Annotated in this window: 16 protein-coding genes, 2 rRNA genes and 1 riboswitch (1 of these 19 cut by a window edge); of the genes, 4 read left to right on the top strand and 14 right to left on the bottom strand. The window is 69.4% G+C overall.

What is annotated here, in order from left to right:
* Positions 1–191: 191 nt before the first annotated feature.
* Positions 192–1976, top strand: coding sequence for a substrate-binding domain-containing protein (locus tag OG349_RS30465; protein ID WP_327237627.1), 1785 nt, complete (start codon positions 192–194; stop codon positions 1974–1976).
* A gap of 73 nt (positions 1977–2049) precedes the next feature.
* Here OG349_RS30465 and OG349_RS30460 read toward each other — a convergent pair whose 3' ends face one another.
* Positions 2050–3573, bottom strand: coding sequence for a glutamate--cysteine ligase (locus tag OG349_RS30460; RefSeq protein WP_327237626.1), 1524 nt, complete (start codon positions 3571–3573; stop codon positions 2050–2052).
* Between the two features lie 502 nt (positions 3574–4075).
* Here OG349_RS30460 and OG349_RS30455 point away from each other — a divergent pair.
* Positions 4076–4684, top strand: coding sequence for a hypothetical protein (locus OG349_RS30455; RefSeq protein WP_327237625.1), 609 nt, complete (start codon positions 4076–4078; stop codon positions 4682–4684).
* A gap of 305 nt (positions 4685–4989) precedes the next feature.
* Positions 4990–5193: a DUF5999 family protein gene (locus OG349_RS30450; RefSeq protein ID WP_327238789.1), complete on the top strand. Its 204-nt coding sequence runs from the start codon at positions 4990–4992 to the stop codon at positions 5191–5193.
* A gap of 162 nt (positions 5194–5355) precedes the next feature.
* On the opposite strand, the gene gcvP is transcribed toward OG349_RS30450, so the two are convergent.
* The gene (gene gcvP / locus OG349_RS30445; RefSeq protein ID WP_327237624.1) at positions 5356–8241 is read right to left on the bottom strand and encodes an aminomethyl-transferring glycine dehydrogenase; all 2886 of its coding nucleotides are present in this window, start codon (positions 8239–8241) and stop codon (positions 5356–5358) included.
* Between the two features lie 174 nt (positions 8242–8415).
* A riboswitch (glycine riboswitch) is annotated at positions 8416–8513 on the bottom strand.
* 129 nt (positions 8514–8642) lie between these two features.
* On the opposite strand from gcvP, the gene OG349_RS30440 reads away from it, so the two are divergent.
* A complete protein-coding gene (locus tag OG349_RS30440; protein ID WP_161306660.1) occupies positions 8643–9041 on the top strand; it encodes a PRC-barrel domain-containing protein in 399 nt (132 codons plus the stop codon).
* On the opposite strand, the gene OG349_RS30435 is transcribed toward OG349_RS30440, so the two are convergent.
* The 12 genes from OG349_RS30435 to OG349_RS30380 form a co-directional block, all read right to left on the bottom strand.
* Entirely contained in the window at positions 8936–10594 is a 1659-nt protein-coding gene (locus OG349_RS30435) for a DNA polymerase IV (protein WP_327237623.1), read from the bottom strand. The two genes, OG349_RS30440 and OG349_RS30435, sit on opposite strands and share 106 nt — an antisense overlap.
* Positions 10595–10680: 86 nt before the next feature.
* Positions 10681–11250 (bottom strand): MerR family transcriptional regulator, encoded by a 570-nt coding sequence (locus OG349_RS30430; RefSeq protein ID WP_401767382.1) that lies wholly within the window; start codon positions 11248–11250, stop codon positions 10681–10683.
* Positions 11251–11468: 218 nt separating this feature from the next.
* Entirely contained in the window at positions 11469–11942 is a 474-nt protein-coding gene (locus OG349_RS30425) for a bifunctional nuclease family protein (protein WP_161308445.1), read from the bottom strand.
* 53 nt (positions 11943–11995) lie between these two features.
* The gene (gene ftsR, locus OG349_RS30420; protein WP_327237622.1) at positions 11996–12730 is read right to left on the bottom strand and encodes a transcriptional regulator FtsR; all 735 of its coding nucleotides are present in this window, start codon (positions 12728–12730) and stop codon (positions 11996–11998) included.
* Between the two features lie 16 nt (positions 12731–12746).
* Positions 12747–13508: an FHA domain-containing protein gene (locus OG349_RS30415; RefSeq protein WP_327237621.1), complete on the bottom strand. Its 762-nt coding sequence runs from the start codon at positions 13506–13508 to the stop codon at positions 12747–12749.
* A 190-nt stretch (positions 13509–13698) separates the two neighbouring features.
* Positions 13699–14457 carry a DUF881 domain-containing protein gene (locus OG349_RS30410; RefSeq protein ID WP_327237620.1) on the bottom strand — a complete coding sequence of 253 codons (759 nt, stop codon included), beginning with the start codon at positions 14455–14457 and terminating at the stop codon, positions 13699–13701.
* 5 nt (positions 14458–14462) lie between these two features.
* The gene (locus OG349_RS30405) at positions 14463–14795 is read right to left on the bottom strand and encodes a small basic family protein (RefSeq protein ID WP_023543062.1); all 333 of its coding nucleotides are present in this window, start codon (positions 14793–14795) and stop codon (positions 14463–14465) included.
* Positions 14792–15724: a DUF881 domain-containing protein gene (locus OG349_RS30400; protein WP_327237619.1), complete on the bottom strand. Its 933-nt coding sequence runs from the start codon at positions 15722–15724 to the stop codon at positions 14792–14794. Before OG349_RS30400 ends, OG349_RS30405 begins: the two co-directional genes overlap by 4 nt.
* A gap of 114 nt (positions 15725–15838) precedes the next feature.
* Complete coding sequence (locus tag OG349_RS30395; protein WP_161306733.1) at positions 15839–18334, bottom strand: mannose-1-phosphate guanyltransferase; 2496 nt, start codon at positions 18332–18334, stop codon at positions 15839–15841.
* Between the two features lie 113 nt (positions 18335–18447).
* Complete coding sequence (locus OG349_RS30390; protein ID WP_327237618.1) at positions 18448–19056, bottom strand: CDP-alcohol phosphatidyltransferase family protein; 609 nt, start codon at positions 19054–19056, stop codon at positions 18448–18450.
* Positions 19057–19207: 151 nt separating this feature from the next.
* Positions 19208–19324: ribosomal RNA gene (gene rrf / locus OG349_RS30385) — 5S ribosomal RNA — on the bottom strand.
* Between the two features lie 81 nt (positions 19325–19405).
* Positions 19406–20635 (bottom strand): 23S ribosomal RNA (locus tag OG349_RS30380) (it continues 1894 nt past the right edge of the window).

The following is a 20635-nucleotide window of genomic DNA, read 5'->3' as shown; positions in this document are numbered from 1 at the left end:
TCCAGTTGAGTATTCCCGCCTCATGCCACTTGCCGTGCCGCTAGGGTCTCGAATGCAGGTACGAAGATCGCGCGCGACAGGCCGGGGGACGGTCGCCGTTCGGCGGCGAGGTACCCCCTCTTCTACACCCATCGAGCCGCGCCCTTCGCGCCCACCCCTGTTCACCCCTCACGAAGGAGGGCGCCACCGCCATGGGACGTCACAGCTTGCCCGACGAGAGAGCGGCGGGTCCGGCCAGGCCCCGCTCTCCGCGCCGTCGCAGCGTCGCGATCGCCACCGCCCTCGTCCTGACCGTGGCGGCGGGGGCCGCCGTCGCGGTGCAGAGCGGCGCGCTCTCCTTCGCCGAGGCCTGCGGGGGCGTTCCGGTACGGCTGCGGATGGTGGCCTCGCCCGACATCGCGCCCGCGCTGCGGGCCATCGCCGACCGCGCCCGCGCGGACAAGGTGACCTCCGACGGACAGTGTCTGGACATCCGGGTCGTCGCACGCGAGAACTACCGGGTCGCGAGCGCCCTCGCGCGCGGTTCCGAGACCCCGGACTTCGAGGTCTGGGTGCCCGACTCCGGCGTGTGGGTGGACCGCGCCGAGAGTGTCGGGGACGCCGCGTCGCTGACCCCGGCCGGCAATGTGGCCCTCTCCCCGGTCACGCTGGCCGCGGTGCCCACGGCCGCCGCGTCCCTCGGCTGGCCCAGGAAGACGTACACCTGGGCGGGACTGACCACGGCCGCGACCGAACAGGACCAGCGGCTCCTGGGGGCGGCCGACCCGGCGCGCAGCGCGACCGGCCTGCTGGCGCTCACCAGCATCGCCGGGTCGTCCCGCGACGCCGGCCCGGGCGGCGACACCAGGGCCGCCGCCACGGCGAAGCTCCTGTCGCAGCGCGTCTCCGACTCCGACATCCAGGTGCTCAGGACGCTGGCCGAGGACGACTCGGGCGCGGAGAAGGGCAACCCCCGGCGCAACGAGGCGGTCCTGCTCTCCGAACAGGCCGCGTTCGTCCACAACTCGGGGAGCAACGGCGCCGCGAATCTCCAGCTCTTCTATCCCACGGACGGCGCGCCCGCGCTCGACTACCCGTACAACCTGGTCGACGAGTCCGAGCTGACCACGGACGAGAGCCGTGCCGCCATGCGGTTCATGGCCCTGCTCACGGACGACGCGTCGTACCGCACGCTGGAGGACCACGGCTTCCGGGCGGGGGCGGCGGACACCCCGGTGAAGACCGCGCTGGTCCGTACGGCGGGCGGGCGCGCGCCCCAGCCGTACGACACGGACGACTCCAGGCCCCCGACGGCGGAGGAGGTCCAGCGGACGCTCGGCCTGTGGACCGTCACCGTGCAGAGCGCCCGGCTGACGACGGTCGTGGACGCGTCGGGCTCGATGGAGGCGCCGGTCCCCGGGCGCGGCGGCCAGAGCCGGATGGATGTCACCAAGGCGTCGCTGCTCCAGGCGCTGGCGCAGTTCACGCCCGAGGACGAGATCGGGCTGTGGAAGTTCGCGACCCGGCTGGACGGCGCCAAGGACTACCGCAAGGTGGAGGAGACGGCCCGGCTCGGGGACGCGGCCAAGGGCGGCGGTACGCACCGCGAGGAGCTGTCGGACGCCTTCTCGGCCCTCGAACCGGTCCCCGACGGCGACACCGGTCTGTACGACACGACGCTGGCGGCCTACAAAGAGGCCCAGGCCTCGTACGTGAAGGGCAAGTTCAACGCCGTCGTCCTGCTCACGGACGGGACCAACAAGGACGACCACAGCATTTCGCGTGCCGCGCTGATCAGCCGGTTGCGTGCGCTCACGGATCCCACCCGTCCCGTCCCGCTGATCGGTATCGCGGTCGGCCCCGACGCGGACCGGGCGGCGGTGCACCAGATAGCCAGGGCCACGGGCGGCGCGGGCTACGAGGTGAGCGATCCGGGCGACATCCAGGCGGTGATCCTCCAGGCGATCATGGCGGTCGGCGAGGAGGAGGAGCCGTAAGCCCGCCGCCGAGGCAGCGCCCACTCGTCCGCTCGCCCGCCCTCCGCGCCTCCGTCCTCCGAACCTCCGCCGGTCAGGCCGGGTCACCGGCCCCCGGCGCGGACAGCCCGGCCGGCCAGGTGTGCACCGGCTCGCCCCGGTGCATCAGTTCGCTGTAGCGCCGGGTGGTCGCGGCCAGCGCGGCCTCCCGCCCCAGCCCCTCCTCCCGTGCCCGGTGGTAGGTGTCCACCTGCCACGAGGCGCCGTTCACCCGCAGCTTGCACCGCTCCTCGATGACCCCGAGGTAGAAGTCACGGTCCGCCGGCTCGACCTGCCACGCGTCGAGACCGGCCGCCGCGAGCGGCAGCAGTTCGTCCCGTACGAGCTTCACGACCGGCACGGTGGTGATACCGGTCCCCCGGCCCGGCCGGGGCCACCGCAGCTCCGCGTCGATGCCGTGCCGGCACGCGGTCTCGAAGTTGGCGGCCGCCGTCTCGAACGGCAGCCGCTTCCACACCGGCCTCGTGTCGTCGGCGAGCGCGCGCACCAGCCCGTAGTAGAAGGCGGCGTTGGCGATCACATCGGTGACCGTCGGGCCCGCGGGCAGGACACGGTTCTCCACCCGCAGATGCGGCACGCCGTCCGCGACCTCGTACACCGGCCGGTTCCAGCGGTAGACCGTGCCGTTGTGCAGCGCCAGCTCCGACAGGCCGGGCACTCCCCCGTCGTCCAGCGTCCGCAGTGGATCCTCGTCGTCACAGATCGGCAACAGGGGAGGGAAGTAACGCAAATTCTCCGCGAACAGGTCGTATGCCGAATCAATCCAACGCTCGCCGAACCACGTCCGCGGCCGCACCCCCTGCGCGGCGAGTTCGGGCGGCCTGACATCCGTCGCCTGGAGGAACAGCGGCGGCCTGGATTCCCGCCACAACTCCCGGCCGAATAGGAACGGGGCATTGGCACCCAGTGCCACTTGTACGGACGCGATGGCCTGCGCGGCGTTCCACACCCCCGCGAATCGCTCGGGTGTGACCTGGAGATGCAGCTGTACGGAGGTGCAGGCGGCCTCCGGGGTGATGGACGCGGACCGGCAGGTGAGACGCTCCACCCCCTCGATGTCCAGGGCGAAGTCCTCGCCCCTGGCCGCGACCATCTGGTCGTTGAGGAGCGTGTAGCGGCCGACGTCGGAGAGATTCGCGGAGACCGTGTCGTCCTGGGTGAGGGTCGGCAGAATACCGATCATCACAATGCCCGCGTCGACCTCGTCCGCTTTGCGGTGGGCATATCCGAGGCCGGCCCGCAGTTCTTCGGCCAACTGGTCGAGAACACGTCCCTCCAGCCGGTGGGGAGCTATATTCACTTCCAGGTTGAACATACCGAGTTCGGTCTGGAAATCACGACTCGCGATGCGTGCGAGCACCTCGCCATTCATCATCCGCGGCATCCCGTCGGACCCCGCGAGATTGAGCTCGATCTCCAGGCCCATCAGATTTTTGGGCCGGTCGAACCTCTTCTCCGCCAGGAGCCGCCCCAGTACCGCCAGGCACTGCTGCAACTTTCTGCGGTATTTCTGCCGATCGGACAGAGCGAACCCGTCCGCCTCGACCTTCTCCCCCATCGAAGCGTCCCTCCTGCAGTAGGCAGCCCCGGGCTCCGGCCGCTCGCGTCACGGTCGATAATGCCCAGACTCCGTGATCCGTAACGCCCCCTCACCCTCCGGGCAACGGGTAGAGTGGAGAGTGGAGGCATGCGGCACATTCCATTGGCATGAGTGGCGCTCGAGCTCAGCGAGATTGTCGACGGGACGTCATCTTCCCCGCGACCAGTTTCGGCCGTCCACAGGCAGCCAATACGCCCAGGCCAGCCACCCGCGTTCCGCGTTTATCCAAGAAAAAGCGGCCGGAAGACGGACCTGATAGTGCCTTGCCCGCAATATTCGCGACAGCTAGAAGAAACATGGTGTGAACACGTGTCGTATAACATCCGTGTACGAGGCAGAGAGGCGCCGCCCGGCTCACGGCCCCAGGCCACCCTCTGACCACGCACGCTGACACCGACGTCCGCACCCGCACGACCGACCTCACGCACCACCCTGTCTCCTGAGTGAGAGGCAACCCACCATGCCGCTGCATCTCCCCCCGGCCCCCGCACCCGCCCTTCGCAGCGTTCTCGCGGCACTCGGTTCCCCCACCGCCGTTCGCGAGGCCCGCACACCCGCTCTGCGGTCCGTCCAGGGACCGCTGAGCCCCGAGTTCCCCCTTCCGCTCCACGTGCTGGACCAGGTCGCTCCGAAAGGGCGTGCGGTACCCCCCGCGGGTCGCGCGCCCCGGACGAGACTGGTCGGCTGGCGCTTCCTGATCCGCAACGGCGACCGCGCCGTGGCCGCGGCCGACACCATGCTGACCGCCGACGGCTGGGCGTTCTCGCGCTTCTTCGAGGGCCCCTACCTCGCCTCCACGGAACGTGCGCTGCGGCAGGCCGAGACGCTGGGGACGGCGTACCAGCCCCGGCTGCTCTCGGTGCCCGAGCTCTACATGATCACGCTGTGGCTGCACAGCGACACGGAGGCGGACGGGTCCGAGGGTTCGCCCTTGCCCGCCGACATCCTGGTGCCGCTCGCGCCCGCCCCGCCCGGCATCGCCGCGCACCGTCCGCATCGCGTCGCCGAGTTGCTGCCCATGATCGGGCTGAGACTGTCCCCGGCGCCGCTGCTCCGTACCCCCGCCTGACCTGCGTACCGCTCCCATGAAGCCCCGCGATCCCGCCGGTCGCGGGGCTTCGTGCGTGCCGATCCCGGGATGCTCCCCCGCCGGTCAACGGCGTCCGGCCCCGAACCGGCCCGCCCGGCGGACAAGTTGAACCGAACCGTCCGGCCGGGTGACGCGTCCTTGGACAGAAGGAAGTGCTGCCGTGAAATACCTGCGGATTGCCGTCCGTGGGGCAACACTAGGACCGGACCAACAGATACGGGGGGGCGGCCATGACCACATCGAGCCGCAGGACACTCACCACGACGCAGCGAAAGAACCCAGCCATGTGCCAGCACCAGCCCGTGTGCCCGACCGCCGACTCCGCCGACCGGGACGCCGCCCGCCTGACGGCTCACCATCCGGAACAGGGCTGGAGCCTGCTGTGCAACGGCGTTCTGGTCTTCGAGGACACCGGCGAGCTGCTGCCCGACGGAAAGATCATCGCGCCGCACCGCCCGCGCGACGAGCAGGCGGTGACGGCGGCCTGAGCGGCCGCCGGGCAGCGGCGCGCCGGTACCGGCGGCGCAGCGCGCGCCGACAACGCCCGCTGCCGGTATGACTGGGGCCGGCCCGGAGACGTTCCTCCGCACCGGCCCCGACGCACACCCCGTCGTTCCCGTTCCCCGACGGTCGATCGCCCAGTCGGACGGTCAGTGGTCGTACGCGTCCAGCGGCGGGCAGGAGCAGACCAGGTTGCGGTCGCCGTACGCGTCGTCGATACGACGGACCGGCGGCCAGTACTTGTCCGCGGCCGAGACACCGGCCGGGAAGACCGCCTCGGCGCGGGTGTACGGGTGGTCCCACTCCCCGCCGAGCGCCGACGCCGTGTGCGGCGCGTTGCGCAGCGGGTTGTCGTCCGCGGGCCACTCGCCCGACGCGACCTTCTCGACCTCGGCGCGGATCGCGATCATCGCCTCGCAGAACCGGTCCAGTTCGCCCAGGTCCTCGCTCTCGGTCGGCTCGATCATCAGCGTGCCCGCCACGGGGAACGACATCGTCGGCGCGTGGAAGCCGTAGTCGATCAGCCGCTTGGCGATGTCACTGACGCTGACGCCCGTCGCCTTCGACAGCGGGCGCAGGTCCACGATGCACTCGTGGGCGACCAGGCCGTTCGGACCGGTGTAGAGCACCGGGTAGTGCGGCTCCAGGCGCTTGGCGATGTAGTTGGCCGCGAGCACCGCGACCTGCGTCGCGCGCTTGAGGCCCTCGCCGCCCATCAGCCGTACGTACGCCCAGGAGATCGGCAGTATGCCCGCCGAGCCCCAGGGGGCGGCGGAGATCGGGCCGACACCCGTCTCGGGCCCCGCGGCCGGCTGGAGGGGGTGGTTGGGCAGGTACGGGGCGAGGTGGGACCGTACGCCGACGGGACCGACCCCGGGACCGCCGCCGCCGTGCGGGATGCAGAACGTCTTGTGCAGGTTCAGGTGGGAGACGTCCGAGCCGAACTTGCCCGGCTTGGCCAGCCCCACCAGCGCGTTGAGGTTGGCGCCGTCGACGTAGACCTGGCCGCCCGCGTCGTGCACGGCGGCGCAGATGTCGCTGATGTGCTCCTCGAACACCCCGTGGGTGGACGGGTAGGTGACCATCAGGACGGCCAGCTCGGCGCCGTGCCGCTCGATCTTGGCGTGCAGGTCCTCGACGTCGACGTCACCGTCCTCGCGGGTCTTGACGACCACGACCTTCATCCCGGCCATGACCGCGCTCGCGGCGTTCGTGCCGTGCGCGGAGGACGGGATCAGGCAGACGGTGCGCCGCGTGTCGCCGTTGGCGCGGTGGTACGCCCGTACGGCGAGCAGCCCGGCCAGCTCGCCCTGGGAACCGGCGTTCGGCTGGAGGGACACCGCGTCGTACCCGGTGACCTCGGCGAGCCGCTCCTCCAGCTCCCTGATGAGCGTCAGGTAGCCCTCGGCCTGCTCGGCCGGGGCGAAGGGGTGCAGGGCCGCGAACTCCGGCCAGGTGACCGACTCCATCTCCGTGGTCGCGTTCAGCTTCATGGTGCAGGAGCCGAGCGGGATCATGCCGCGGTCCAGCGCGTAGTCACGGTCGGAGAGCTTGCGCAGGTAGCGCAGCATCGCCGTCTCGGAGCGGTGCTGGTGGAAGACGGGGTGGGTCAGGATGTCGTCGCTCCGCAGCAGCGTCGCGGGCAGCGCGTCCCCGGCGGCCGCGTCCAGCGCCTCGATGTCGGCGTCGACGCCGAACGCCGTCCACACGGCGGCCAGCTGGGCGCGCCCGGTGGTCTCGTCACAGGCGACGGAGACGTGGTCGGCGTCGGCCTGGTACAGGTTGACGCCGTGCTCACGGGCGGCGGCGGTGACCTCGGCGGCCCGGCCGGGGACCCGTACGGTCAGCGTGTCGAAGTACGCGCCGTGCACGACCTCCGCGCCGCCGGCCCGCAGCCCCTCGGCGAGCAGCGTCGCGTAGCGGTGGGTGCGCCGGGCGATGCCCCGCAGGCCGTCGGGGCCGTGGTAGACCGCGTACATGCCCGCCATCACGGCGAGCAGGACCTGCGCGGTGCAGATGTTGCTGGTGGCCTTCTCGCGGCGGATGTGCTGCTCGCGGGTCTGGAGGGCCAGCCGGTACGCCTTGTCGCCGTCGGCGTCTACGGACACCCCGACGAGCCGGCCCGGCAGGGTGCGCGCGAACGTGTCGCGTACGGCCATGAATCCGGCATGCGGTCCACCGAAGCCCATCGGGACGCCGAAGCGCTGGGTGGTGCCGACGGCGATGTCCGCGCCCAGCTCACCGGGCGAGGTGAGGAGCGTCAGCGCGAGCAGGTCGGCGGCGACGGTGACGAGGGCGCCCAGCTCGTGCGCCCGCTCGACGACCGGCCTGATGTCCCGTACGGCCCCGGAGGCGCCGGGGTACTGGAGCAGCACACCGAAGACACCGCGCTCGGCCACCTCGGCCGGGATGCCGTCGGTCAGGTCCGCGACGACGACCTCGACGCCGGCCGGTTCGGCGCGGGTCCTGATCACGGCGATCGTCTGGGGCAGGGTGTCGGCGTCGATCAGGAAGACACCGTCCTTGACCTTGCCGGCGCGCCGGGACAGCGCCATCGCCTCGGCGGCGGCCGTGCCCTCGTCCAGCAGGGAGGCACCGGAGGTGGGCAGCCCCGTCAGGTCGGCCACCATCGTCTGGAAGTTCAGGAGAGCTTCGAGCCGGCCCTGGGAGATCTCCGGCTGGTACGGCGTGTACGCGGTGTACCAGGCCGGGTTCTCCATGACGTTGCGCAGGATCACCGGCGGCGTGAACGTGCCGTAGTAGCCGAGGCCGATCATCGGGGCGAGGACCGTGTTGCGGTCGGCGAGGGCGCGCAGCTCCGCCAGCACCTCGGCCTCGGTACGGGCCCCGGGGAGCCCCAGCGCCTCCGCGCTCTTGATCACGTCGGGCACCGCGGCGGCGGTCAGCTCGTCCAGCGAGCCGTAGCCGACCTGCGCGAGCATCTTCGCCTGGGCCGCCACGTCGGGCCCGATATGGCGCTGCTCGAAGGGGACGCCACGCTCCAGCTGGGAGAGCGGAATGCGGTGGTCGGTCATGTGGGAGGCCTCCTGGTCGTCACGACCTGCGAGGGGCACCAAGGCGCGGGTGCCCGGACGGCCTCCCCCTCTGTCATCTGACCTGAGAGCTTCACCGGGCGCCAGGAGGCCGCCCGGCTTTCACCGTCGGTGAGGGCGGACGCCGTGGGCGCCTGCCCTGCTTTCCAGAGTGACCTCGTCCGTGCGGTACGGGGGCCTGAGAGATTCCGGGGAGGATTTGCTCCTTCGGCGCCTCCGGCGATCTCACCGGAGGACTCTCCCGCACAGGGTCAGCAGCCGTGTGCCAGCCTACCAGCGAGGTCCCGCGCAGGGCTTTTCGAGTGGCCGACAGACCGGATCTGCACTTTTCTTATGAGTGGAGCGACGGGTCTTCCCCGCTTGTGCGACCAGTTGGAGGGACCGTGGAGAACGACATCGATCCGCGCAGCCTGATCGGCCGCAAGGCGTTCGACCGCGACGGCCACAAGATCGGCACGGTGGACGAGGTGTATCTGGACGACGCCACGGGGGTGCCCGAGTGGGCGGCCGTCCGCACCGGGATCTTCAGCCGTGACGCGTTTGTCCCCCTCGCGCCCAGCACGCTGGAGGAGGAGACGCTCCGGATCCCCTTCGAGCGCTCGCTCATCAAGGACGCGCCCGACTTCGGTGTCGGCAGGCACCTCTCACCCGAACAGGAACTCCAGCTCTACCGCCACTACGGCCTCGCCCTGCCGGAACCGGGCCCGCCCGAGCGCCCCGCCTCGCTGTCCGACCGGGACGCCGAGCGTGACTTCGGACGGGTCGCCGGCCAGGACGACTGATCCCGTTCCGGCGGCCCCGGCCCGTCCCCGGCGGGCTCCGGCCCCCGCCGGGTCGCCTCCGCCCCGTCCTGGGCCGGTCCTCCGGTCAGGGGCAGCGGGTCCGACAGCTCCAGCTCTGGATCGTCCACCCAGAAGGTCCGCACCCGCCCCGGCGCGGACCACGGCTCCTCGAACCGTACGGTGACCCGGCGCAGCCCGCTGCCCTGCACCCAGCCCGCGCCGAACACGGCGTGGTGCACGTCGTGCCCGGCGGGAAAGCGCCGCTCCGCGGGCAGGTCCGCTGTCTCCGACGCCTCCTGAGCGGCCGGTACGCCCCCGGTGGGCGCCGCGTGCCCCTCCGCCGCCCCGAGTGCCCGGGAAGGGCCGGCCCGCTCCTCCCCGGCCTTCTCAGGGCCTTTCTCGGAGCCCTCCTCGGGCGCCACCGGGGGTACTGCGACCTGGGCCGCCGCCTCCACCGCCCGGTCCGCCGCCAACCGGTCCGCGGCCGCCTGCGCGAACAGGTCCTCCTGCGTGTAGTCCGCGAGTCCGCTGACCCCCACCCCCAGCAGCCGTACCCCGCCCGTGGTGTCCACCGACTCCAGCAGCCGCCCCGCCGCCTCCCGCACCACACCCGGGTCGTCCGTCGGCCCGCGCAGCGTCTCCGAGCGGGTCAGCGTGGAGAAGTCGTAGCGCCGGACCTTGAGCACGACCGTCCGCCCCGAGTGCCCGGCCGCCCGCAGCCGCTGGACACACCGGTCCGCCAGCCGGTCCACCTCCGACCGCACCCGCACCCGGTCGTGCAGATCGACGTCGAAGGTGTCCTCCACGGAGACGGACTTGGTCTCCCGCTCGGCCACCACGGGCCGGTCGTCGTGGCCGCCCGCCATCCGGAACAGCGACGCCCCGTGCGACTTCCCCAGCAGCCGTACGAGCTCGTCCTCGCCGGCCTCCGCCAGATCGGCCACGGTGGTCATCCCGGCCCGCCGCAGGTGCTCCCCCGTCGCGGGACCGACCCCGGGCAGGGTCCGTACGGTCATCGGCCCCAGGAGCGCGCGCTCGGTCCCCGGCTCGACGATGACGAGGCCGTCCGGCTTGGCCTGCTCGGAGGCGATCTTCGCCAGCATCTTGGACCCCGCGAGCCCCACCGACCCGGTGAGCCCCGTGGTCGCGCGGATGTCCCGGCGCAGCCGCTCCCCGGCGGCCCGCGCGGAGGCCGTGTCGTGGGCCGAGCCGCCCGCCTCCAGGTCCACGAACGCCTCGTCCAGGCTCAGGGGTTCCACCAGCGGCGACAGCCGGCCCAGCAGCTCCATCACCTGCTCGCTGATCGCCCGGTAGACGGTGAAGCGCGGGACGAGGTACGCGGCGTTCGGCGCGAGCCGTCTGGCCTGCGCCATCGGCATCGCCGAGTGCACCCCGTACCGCCGCGCCTCGTAGGAGGCCGTGGAGACCACCCCACGCGGTCCGAGGCCGCCGACCACCACGGGCTTTCCGCGCAGACTCGGCTTCGCCGCCTGCTCGGCGGCGGCGAAGAAGGCATCCATGTCCAGATGCAGGACGGTCGGGGCGGCTCTCACACCCCCGATGCTCCCTCACACCACTGACAATCGGCCGGTACGGCGTGAGGACGGGCCCGGCCCGGCGTGTACGGAGCTCGCGCGGCTCAGACCGCGCGGTCCCTGCGCCGCCTGGCCAGTTCGTCGGCGGGGTTGTTCCCCACCAGCGTCTCGCCCGTGTCGATCCGCTCCCCGTGCAGCTGGGACAGGGCGGCCTCGACGTCCCGCCACACCACCCCGACCGCGATCCCGAAGATCCCCTGACCGCCCTGGAGCAGCGTGACGACCTCGTCCGGCGACGAGCACTCGTAGACCGTCGCCCCGTCGCTCATCAGCGTCATCCGCTCAAGATCCTGGACGCCCCGGGTCCGCAGGTGCCGCACGGCCGCCCTGATGTTCTGGAGAGCGACCCCGGTGTCCAGGAACCGCTTCACGATCTTGAGGACGACCACGTCACGGAAGCTGTAGAGCCGCTGCGCCCCGGAGCCGTACGCCGCGCGCACGCTGGGCTCCACGAGCCCCGTACGCGCCCAGTAGTCCAACTGGCGGTACGTGATCCCCGCCGCGGCACACGCGGTCGGTCCTCGGTACCCGACCGTCTCGGTACCGGGGTCGGCCGCCTCGCTCCGCAGCGGGAACGCCCCGCCCACCGCCGTACCGTCGCCGCTGCTTCTCACGCCGACCTCCGTCCTTGACCTGCCCTCAACGACGGTAGGGAGTCACCCGGGGTGCGTCAACGATCGCCGCACTCGCCACGCCGAGTGATAATCACCTTGAGAGTGGTTTCGCGTGTCCCGGTCCCGGGAAAGGCTGACCGGATGTGCTGCCGGTGCTGTCCGGAGGCGGGTCCGCCTCCGGCCGATCAGGCACTCACCGGCAGGCACTCACCGACCACTCACTGGCTGTTGGTCCCGAAGTCCTCGGGAGAGATCTGGTCGAGGAACTCGCGGAACTTCTCCACCTCGTCCTCCTGCTCGTCCGGGATGGCGATCCCCGCGTCGTCCAGGACGCCGTCACTGCCGTAGATCGGCGTGCCGGTGCGCAGCGCGAGCGCTATGGCGTCGGACGGCCTGGCGCTCACCTCGACCCCGCTGGCGAAGACCAGCTCCGCGTAGAAGACACCTTCCCTGAGATCCGTGATGCGGACCTCGGTCAGTTCCTGGCCCACGGCCTCAAGGACATCCTTGAAAAGGTCATGGGTCAGCGGCCTGGCAGGCGTCATGCCCTGCTGGGCGAAGGCGATGGCGGTGGCCTCCCCCGGCCCGATCCAGATGGGAAGGTACCGATCGCCTCCCACTTCACGCAGGAGCACGATCGGTTGGTTGGAGGGCATTTCCACCCGGACACCCACAACGTCGAGCTCGTTCACACAGCAACCCTAGGACGCGAGCGACCGGTTTGGGTAGTCGGACTCCCCCATGATCAGTACGGATGTGCTCCGAGAGCCGTCCGGAACAGTGCCGCGTGCAGCTTCACCGAGAGGGTCGCCAGCTCCCTCGTGGTGGCCTCCGCATGGGCTCTGGTCTGCGGGTTACGGTGCCGGCGCAGCGGTGCGACGACCTGCTCGACCATCCCCGCCTCGCGCTGGGCCGCCGCTCTCATGATCCGCAGATGACGTGGTTCCAGGCCGAATCTTCCGAGATCCGCGACCAGTTTCGCCACGGTCACGGACTCGGCGTCGTACCCGCCGTCCGGCATCGGAGTGATGAGGCCGTACGACTCCCACTCGTCCAGCGCGCTCGCGTCGGCCCCGGAGGCGGCCAGCAGCTCCTCACGCCCGATCCTGGCGGCGGTCCGCGGCGCGGGCCCGGTGTCCGCCCCGGCCCGCCGCTGGCGCTGCTGGGACGGCAGGGGGACGCGCTCGCCCCGGCCGAGGGCGTCGAGATGCTCCCGGATGGCTTTCAGCGGGAGGTAGTGGTCCCGCTGCATCCGCAGCACCTGGGTCAGCCGCTCCACGTCCTGGGGCCCGAACTTCCGGTACCCCGACGAGGTGCGCCGCGGCTCGACCAGGCCCTCCGCCTCCAGGAAACGGATCTTGGACATGGTGACCTCGGGGAACTCGACCCGCAGCCGGCCGAGCACCGCACCGATGCTCAGCAGAGTGTCGCCCGAGGGGGCGGTGCCGTGACCGGCACCGCCCGTGGGTGTTCGCAGCATGGACCTTTCCTGAAAGTCACACGCCCCGCTGGCTCGCGTAGAAGACCAGCCGGTACTTGCCGATCTGAACCTCGTCGCCGTTCGACAGCAGGACCGAGTCGATCCGCTCACGATTGACGTACGTGCCGTTCAGGCTGCCCACGTCCGAGACGGTGAAGCGGCCGTCGGCACCCCTGCGGAAGTCCACATGGCGGCGGGAGACGGTCACGTCGTCGAGGAAGATGTCGCTCTGCGGGTGGCGGCCGGCCGTCGTCAGCTCGCTGTCCAGGAGGAAGCGGCTGCCCGAGTTGGGCCCCCTGCGCACCACGAGGAGCGCCGAACCCAGCGGGAGGGCGTCCACGGCGGCCTGGGCCTCCGGGGAGAGGGACGGCACGGCCGTCTGGCCCGTGACCTCCGACTCGTACGCCTCAAGGCCGGAGATGGAGATGGTGGAGGTCGTCTCCGAAGCACGCTCGGCGGGCGCCCCGGCCCGCAGCGGCGCTCCGCAGTTGGAGCAGAACCGACTGGCCTCCGCGTTGCGGTGGCCACACCTCGTACAGACCGGCAAGGCAGACCCTCCACCCGTACTTGAGGTTGATGGTTCACCGAAACCTATGCGGCCCTGACCGGCGGGGTCAACAGACGACGCGCCACCTGCGGCACCGTCACCCACCTGGTCACGGAAGAGCGGGCGGTCGCCGCTCGGCTCCTCGCTCCCGCCGTGCCGCGCCGCACGGTGACGGGAACCCCCGCCGTCCTCGCGTGCGCTCTTGCCGAACAACTTCCCAAACAACTTCACGGGCGATTCCCCTTGACCGATACAGACCCGCCCGTGGGGCAGGACGAACCCTGAATGAACACACCTGCCGACCCGGACATCTTGACAACGTCCGTATCCACCGGACAGTTTCCACCACTCACCACACTGTTCGTGCGCCGACCCCCCGCAACCTCATGCCCGCGGCCGGTGGCCGCCATGCGCCCCCGCCTCACTGCGCCGACGACTGAGCGTAGTCAGGGCGCCGCGCCGGTCGCAAGGCATTGACAATGATCTTCTCAGCCCGGGCCACCGTGGCCGTGGCCTGCTCCTTCTCCAGTGTCTGCACCACCCCGCCCGGGATGTTGAGGGCGGGCTCCAGGTCCTGGGGCTTGCCGATGACCTTGAAACGGTACGGCGCGGTGACCCGCTTCCCGTCCACCTGGATGTCACCTCCCGTACCCGAGAAGTAGGTGTTCGCAACCACCCGGACGTCATTGATCTGGATCGCCTCCGCGCCCGCGGCCCGCAGCTCCTGGATCGTGTCGAGCAGCATGTCGGGTTCGACGGTGTCGCTGCCGTCGGCGACGGTCAGCGTGATCCCGGGCCCCTCGGCGGCGACGGTGCCGGCCAGGATGCCGAGCTGCTGTTCCTTCTCCCGCGTCTGCTTGCGGGCCTCCTCGGCCTGGTCCGAGCTGGTCTCCAGCTCGGTGCGCTGGTCGTCGAGGCTCTGCTTCTCGTCCTCCAGCCGCTGGGTACGGTCGTCCAGTTCGTCGAGGATCCGCACCAGGTCCTCCTGCCGGGCCCCGCGCAGCGCGCTGTCGTCGTTGTTCGACCGCACCTGGATGGCGAGCCCCAGACCGAGCCCGAACAGCAGCACGGCCACGATGAGTTGGGCGCGGGTCACCCGGGGCGGCCATAGCCCCGCCGCGAGCCGCTGACGGCCGGTGAGCCGCCGGGGCTCCCTGTCTGTCCCTCCCTGGTCGCTCATCGGCGTCACGCCCGGAAGACGTGCCGGCGGATCGCGGCGGCGTTGGAGAAGATCCGGATGCCGAAGACCACGACCACACCGGTCGACAACTGGGCGCCCACACCGAGCTTGTCGCCGAGGAACACGATCAGCGCGGCCACCACGACGTTCGAGAGGAAGGAGACGACGAAGACCTTGTCCACGAAGATCCCGTCGAGCATGGCCCGCAGGCCGCCGAAGACCGCGTCCAGGGCCGCCACCACGGCGATCGGCAGATAGGGCTCGACCACCGCCGGCACTTCGGGCCGGACCAACAGTCCGACCACGACTCCCACGACGAGGCCCAGTACGGCGATCACGATGTGCCCTTCCCTGTGTCGGCCGCGTCCTGCCCGTTGCCCTTCCCGGGGGCGGCGGCCTTCGGCTTTGCTGTACGTACGATCAGGCTCGGCGCGGCGGGGAGACGCACCTCGCCCCGGACCGAGATGCTCGTCCTGATGTCGAAGTTCTCCTGGAGCGCGTGCAGATACTGCCCGTCGGCGCTGTCCTGGAACGCGGTGCTCAACTTCTTCCCGTCGCCCACGGCGAGCACGGTGTACGGGGGCACCAGCGGCCTGTTGTCGACCAGTATGGCGTCACCCGCGGCCCTGATCGCCGAAAGGGATGTCAGGCGCTGGTCGTTGATGGCGATGGCCTCCGCGCCGGACTCCCAGAGGCCGTTGACGACCCGCTGCATGTCCCGGTCCCGTACCCGCCCCGTGTCGGCGAAACTGGCGCTCTCCCGGGGCCCGCCGCCACCCCCCTGCTCGCTGTCCTTCGCGTCGTCCACGACCAGCCTCAGGCCCTGTCCTTGGACGGCGGTCGCGCCGGACAGCAGATCGACCAGCTCGGCATGGGCACCGCTCGGCCGGCGCAGCGCGGCCCGCTGCCGCTCGCCGACCTCGTCACGGAGCTTCTCGACGTCACGCTCCAGCGCGTCCGCCGCCGAAGTCTCGTCGTGGATACGGTCGATGAGCTCTTCGCGCTCCTTGGCCACCACGGGGGCGGAGATCCGCGCCTGGGCCGCGCCCACGGTGACCACCAGCGCGGCCAGCACCAGGCCCGCCGCGAGCCACAGTCTGGCCTTGAGGGTACGGGGCAGTTCACCGCCCTCGGCGTCCCTGCGGGCCGCCGCTTCCGCGTACCCCTCGTCGAGGCCGTGGTCCATCACGTTGTTCAGCAGCGACATGGACGCATCGGGACGCGCGCGTGGCGTGCCGGTGCTCCGAATGGGGGACTGCTGCGACATGCCGCACATCGTCGCACGTCGTAGGTACTGCCGAAGAACCGGCCGGGCGGACCGTGAACGGCCCGCCCGGCGGTAACGCTGATCAGTGCTGTTGCCCGGTGCTGTTGACGGGTGCTAGTGACCCGCGCCGTCCACCACCGACGACCACTCGTCGAGCAGGGCCTGGGCCGACGCGTCGTCGGGTCCCTCCGCCCACAGATGGGTCACGGCCTCGGACGGGTCGGGCAGGACCATCACCCAGCGCCCGTCGGTCTCCACGACCCGGACCCCGTCCGTCGTGTCCACCTGCCGGTCTCCGGCCGCCTCCACGACGCTGCGCATCACGAGTCCCTTGACGGCCCAGGGGGTCGCCAGATCGCGGCGCAGCACATGGGCTCGCGGTATGCGGGCGTCGATCTGGCTCAGGGTCAGCTGCGTACGCGCCACCAGACCGATGAGGCGCACGAACGCCGCCGTACCGTCCAGGACACTGCTGAACTCCGGCACGATGAAGGCACCACGCCCGTCACCGCCGAAGATCGTGGTCTCCTCCCGGCCGACCCGGGTCAGGTCGTCCGGCGAGGTGGTCGTCCACTCCACCTGCGTGCCGTGGTACGCCGCGACCTGCTCGGCGATCCTGGTGGTCGTCACCGGCAGCGCCACCCGGCCGCTGCGGCGCTCCGCGGCGACCAGGTCGAGCAGCACCAGCAGGGCCCGGTCGTCCTCGATGATCCGGCCCCGCTCGTCGACCAGCGACAGCCGCTCGCCGACCGGGTCGAACCGCACACCGAACGCGGCACGCGCGGACGCCACGATCTCGCCGAGCCTGACCAGCCCGGAACGGCGGGATTCGGCCGTCTCCGTCGGCCGCGACTCGTCGAGCCCCGGGTTGATGGTCAGCGCGTCGACACCGAGCCGTCCGAGCAGGCTGGGCAGGACAAGGCCGGCGCTTCCGTTGGACGCGTCGACCACGACCTTGAGCCCGGCCTCCGCGATGCCCGTCGTGTCGACGTTGCGGAGCAGGGAGCCCGTGTACGAGTCGAAGACACTGGCAGGGAAGTGCAGGTCCCCGATCTCTCCCGGGAACGCGCGGCGGTACTCCTGCCGGGCGTAGATGCGGTCCAGCTTGCGCTGGCCGGCCTGGGAGAGGTCGGCGCCCCGCTCGTCGAAGAACATGATGTCCACGGAGTCGGGGACCCCCGGGGACGTACGGATCATGATGCCGCCGGCGCTGCCCCTGGCGGTCTGCTGCCGGGCGACGGGCAGCGGTACGTTCTCCAGGTCGCGTACGTCGATGGCGCTGGACTGGAGCGACGAGATCACGGCCCGCTTCAGCGCGCGCGCACCACGCGAGTGGTCACGGGCCGTGGTGACGGTGGACCCCTTCTTCAGGGTCGTCGCGTACGCCCCCGCCAGCCGTACGGCCAGCTCCGGCGTGATCTCGACGTTCAGGATCCCGGAGACACCGCGGGCGCCGAAGAGATTCGCCTGTCCTCGGGACTCCCAGATCACCGACGTGTTGACAAACGCGCCGGCCTCGATGGTCTTGAACGGGTAGACCCGTACGTTGCCCTGGATGATCGATTCTTCGCCGACGAGGCATTCGTCGCCGATGACCGCGCCGTCCTCGATCCGCGCGGCCCGCATGATGTCGGTGTTCTTGCCGACCACACAGCCGCGGAGATTGCTGTGCTGGCCGATGTAGACGTTGTCGTGGACGACGGCTCTGTGGAGGAACGCGCCGGTCTTCACGACCACGTTGGACCCGAGGACGGTGTGCTCGCGCAACTCCACGTCGGCTTCGACCTTGGCGTAGTCACCGATGTACAGCGGCCCGCGCAGCACCGCGTCGGGGTGCACCTCGGCGCCCTCGGCCACCCATACGCCGGGAGAGATCTCGAAACCGTCGATGTCGACGTCGACCTTGCCTTCGAGGACGTCGGCCTGGGCCTTCACATAGCTTTCGTGCGTGCCGACGTCTTCCCAGTAGCCCTCGGCGATATAGCCGTAGATGGGCTTGCCTTCCTTCATGAGCTGAGGGAAGACGTCCCCGGACCAGTCGACCGAGACATCGGCCTCGACGTAGTTGAAGACCTCGGGCTCCATCACATAGATGCCCGTGTTCACGGTGTCGGAGAAGACCTGTCCCCAGGTGGGCTTCTCCAGGAACCGCTCGACCTTTCCTTCCTCGTCCACGATCGTGATACCGAATTCCAGAGGATTCGGCACACGGGTCAGGCACACCGTCACCAGTGCGCCCTTTTCCTTGTGGAAAGCGATGAGGTCGGTCAGGTCGAAGTCGGTGAGGGCGTCACCGGAAATGACAAGGAAGGCGTCGTCCTTGAGTGCCTCTTCGGCATTCTTGACGCTTCCCGCCGTTCCCAGTGGCTTCTCCTCGTTGGCGTAGGTGAGTTCCATGCCGAGCTCTTCGCCGTCGCCGAAATAGTTCTTGACGAGAGAGGCGAGAAACTGCACGGTCACGACGGTCTCGCTGAGCCCATGGCGCTTGAGCAGGCGAAGCACGTGCTCCATGATCGGCCGGTTCACCACCGGCAGGAGCGGCTTGGGCATGCTTGAGGTCATGGGGCGAAGTCGAGTTCCTTCGCCACCGGCCATCACGACGGCCTTCATGTCGGAAGCGTCCTCCTTGAAGAGACGATCTCGCCGACCGAACCCGTCCGGACAGGCCTCTAGGCGTGTGAGCCGCAGGCCGGGCGACTCTGCGCGGCACGGCGTCGACGAGCTCAATCGGCCACTGTGTCCGCCCGGACGAGCCGGCGGACCTGGACCACATACAGGATCCCTGCCCACCAATACAGAGTTGTACCCCATCCGGCGAACGCCCATCCGAAAACTTCGGCGAGCGAGGCAAGCCAACCGCTCCGGTCGCTCAGCAACAGGAGCGGGAAGGCGTACATCAAGTTGAAGGTAGCCGCCTTCCCGAGAAAGTTCACCTGGGGAGGCGGATAGCCGTGCCTCCTGAGGATTCCCACCATCACCAGAAGCATCAGCTCACGGGCCAAAAGCGCCGCTGTCAGCCAGAGCGGCAGGATCTCGCGCCAGGTGAGGCCAACCAGGGTGGAAAGGATGTAGAGCCGGTCCGCGGCGGGGTCCAGGAGCCGTCCCAGGCTGCTGATCTGGTTCCACCGGCGGGCCAGCTTGCCGTCGAGATAGTCGCTGACGCCGCTGAGGGCCAGCACCAGCAGGGCCCAGCCGTCGCTGTTCGGTCCGCCGAACTCGGGGCGGAGAATCAGCCACAGGAAGACCGGCACACCGACGAGGCGGGCCATGCTGAGGACGTTGGGGATGGTGAGCACCCGGTCGGTCTGAACGCGGGTCTCCTGGACCTCCACCCGGGGGCCTCCTGTGTGGAATGTGCCAATGATGCCTCCTGGACCCTACCCTCAGCCCGGGCCGGCGGACGCCAGGGGGTCCCGCGCATTGATCCTGAACGCAAGAATGCCCTGTACCAGAAGGTACAGGGCATTCCCACGATCAAAGATTGTTCGGCGGCGTCCTACTCTCCCACAGGGTCCCCCCTGCAGTACCATCGGCGCTACGAGGCTTAGCTTCCGGGTTCGGAATGTAACCGGGCGTTTCCCTCACGCAATGACCACCGAAACACTATGAAGACAACAGAAAAGCTGGATGACAACACGGCTCTTCGTTACTTCAGAACTAACACAGTGGACGCGAGCAACTGAGGACAAGCCCTCGGCCTATTAGTACCAGTCAGCTTCGACCGTTACCGGTCTTCCACATCTGGCCTATCAACCCAGTCGTCTACTGGGAGCCTTAACCCCTCGAAGGGGGTGGGAGTTCTCATCTCGAAGCAGGCTTCCCGCTTAGATGCTTTCAGCGGTTATCCCTCCCGAACGTAGCCAACCAGCCATGCCCTTGGCAGAACAACTGGCACACCAGAGGTTCGTCCGTCCCGGTCCTCTCGTACTAGGGACAGCCCTTCTCAAAACTCCTACGCGCACAGCGGATAGGGACCGAACTGTCTCACGACGTTCTAAACCCAGCTCGCGTACCGCTTTAATGGGCGAACAGCCCAACCCTTGGGACCGACTCCAGCCCCAGGATGCGACGAGCCGACATCGAGGTGCCAAACCATCCCGTCGATATGGACTCTTGGGGAAGATCAGCCTGTTATCCCCGGGGTACCTTTTATCCGTTGAGCGACGGCGCTTCCACAAGCCACCGCCGGATCACTAGTCCCGACTTTCGTCCCTGCTCGACCCGTCGGTCTCACAGTCAAGCTCCCTTGTGCACTTACACTCAACACCTGATTACCAACCAGGCTGAGGGAACCTTTGGGCGCCTCCGTTACTCTTTAGGAGGCAACCGCCCCAGTTAAACTACCCATCAGACACTGTCCCTGATCCGGATCACGGACCCAGGTTAGACATCCAGCACGACCAGAGTGGTATTTCAACGACGACTCCACCTGAACTGGCGTCCAAGCTTCACAGTCTCCCACCTATCCTACACAAGCCGAACCGAACACCAATATCAAACTATAGTAAAGGTCCCGGGGTCTTTCCGTCCTGCTGCGCGAAACGAGCATCTTTACTCGTAGTGCAATTTCACCGGGCCTATGGTTGAGACAGTCGAGAAGTCGTTACGCCATTCGTGCAGGTCGGAACTTACCCGACAAGGAATTTCGCTACCTTAGGATGGTTATAGTTACCACCGCCGTTTACTGGCGCTTAAGTTCTCAGCCTCGCCACACCGAAATGTGACTAACCGGTCCCCTTAACGTTCCAGCACCGGGCAGGCGTCAGTCCGTATACATCGCCTTACGGCTTCGCACGGACCTGTGTTTTTAGTAAACAGTCGCTTCTCGCTGGTCTCTGCGGCCACCCCAAGCTCAGGAAGAAAATTCCGTCACCCAAGATGGCCCCCCTTCTCCCGAAGTTACGGGGGCAT

Origin of the sequence: Streptomyces sp. NBC_01317 (assembly GCF_035961655.1) — a bacterium.
Taxonomy (GTDB): domain Bacteria; phylum Actinomycetota; class Actinomycetes; order Streptomycetales; family Streptomycetaceae; genus Streptomyces.
This window is presented reverse-complemented; position numbering and strand designations above follow the sequence as displayed.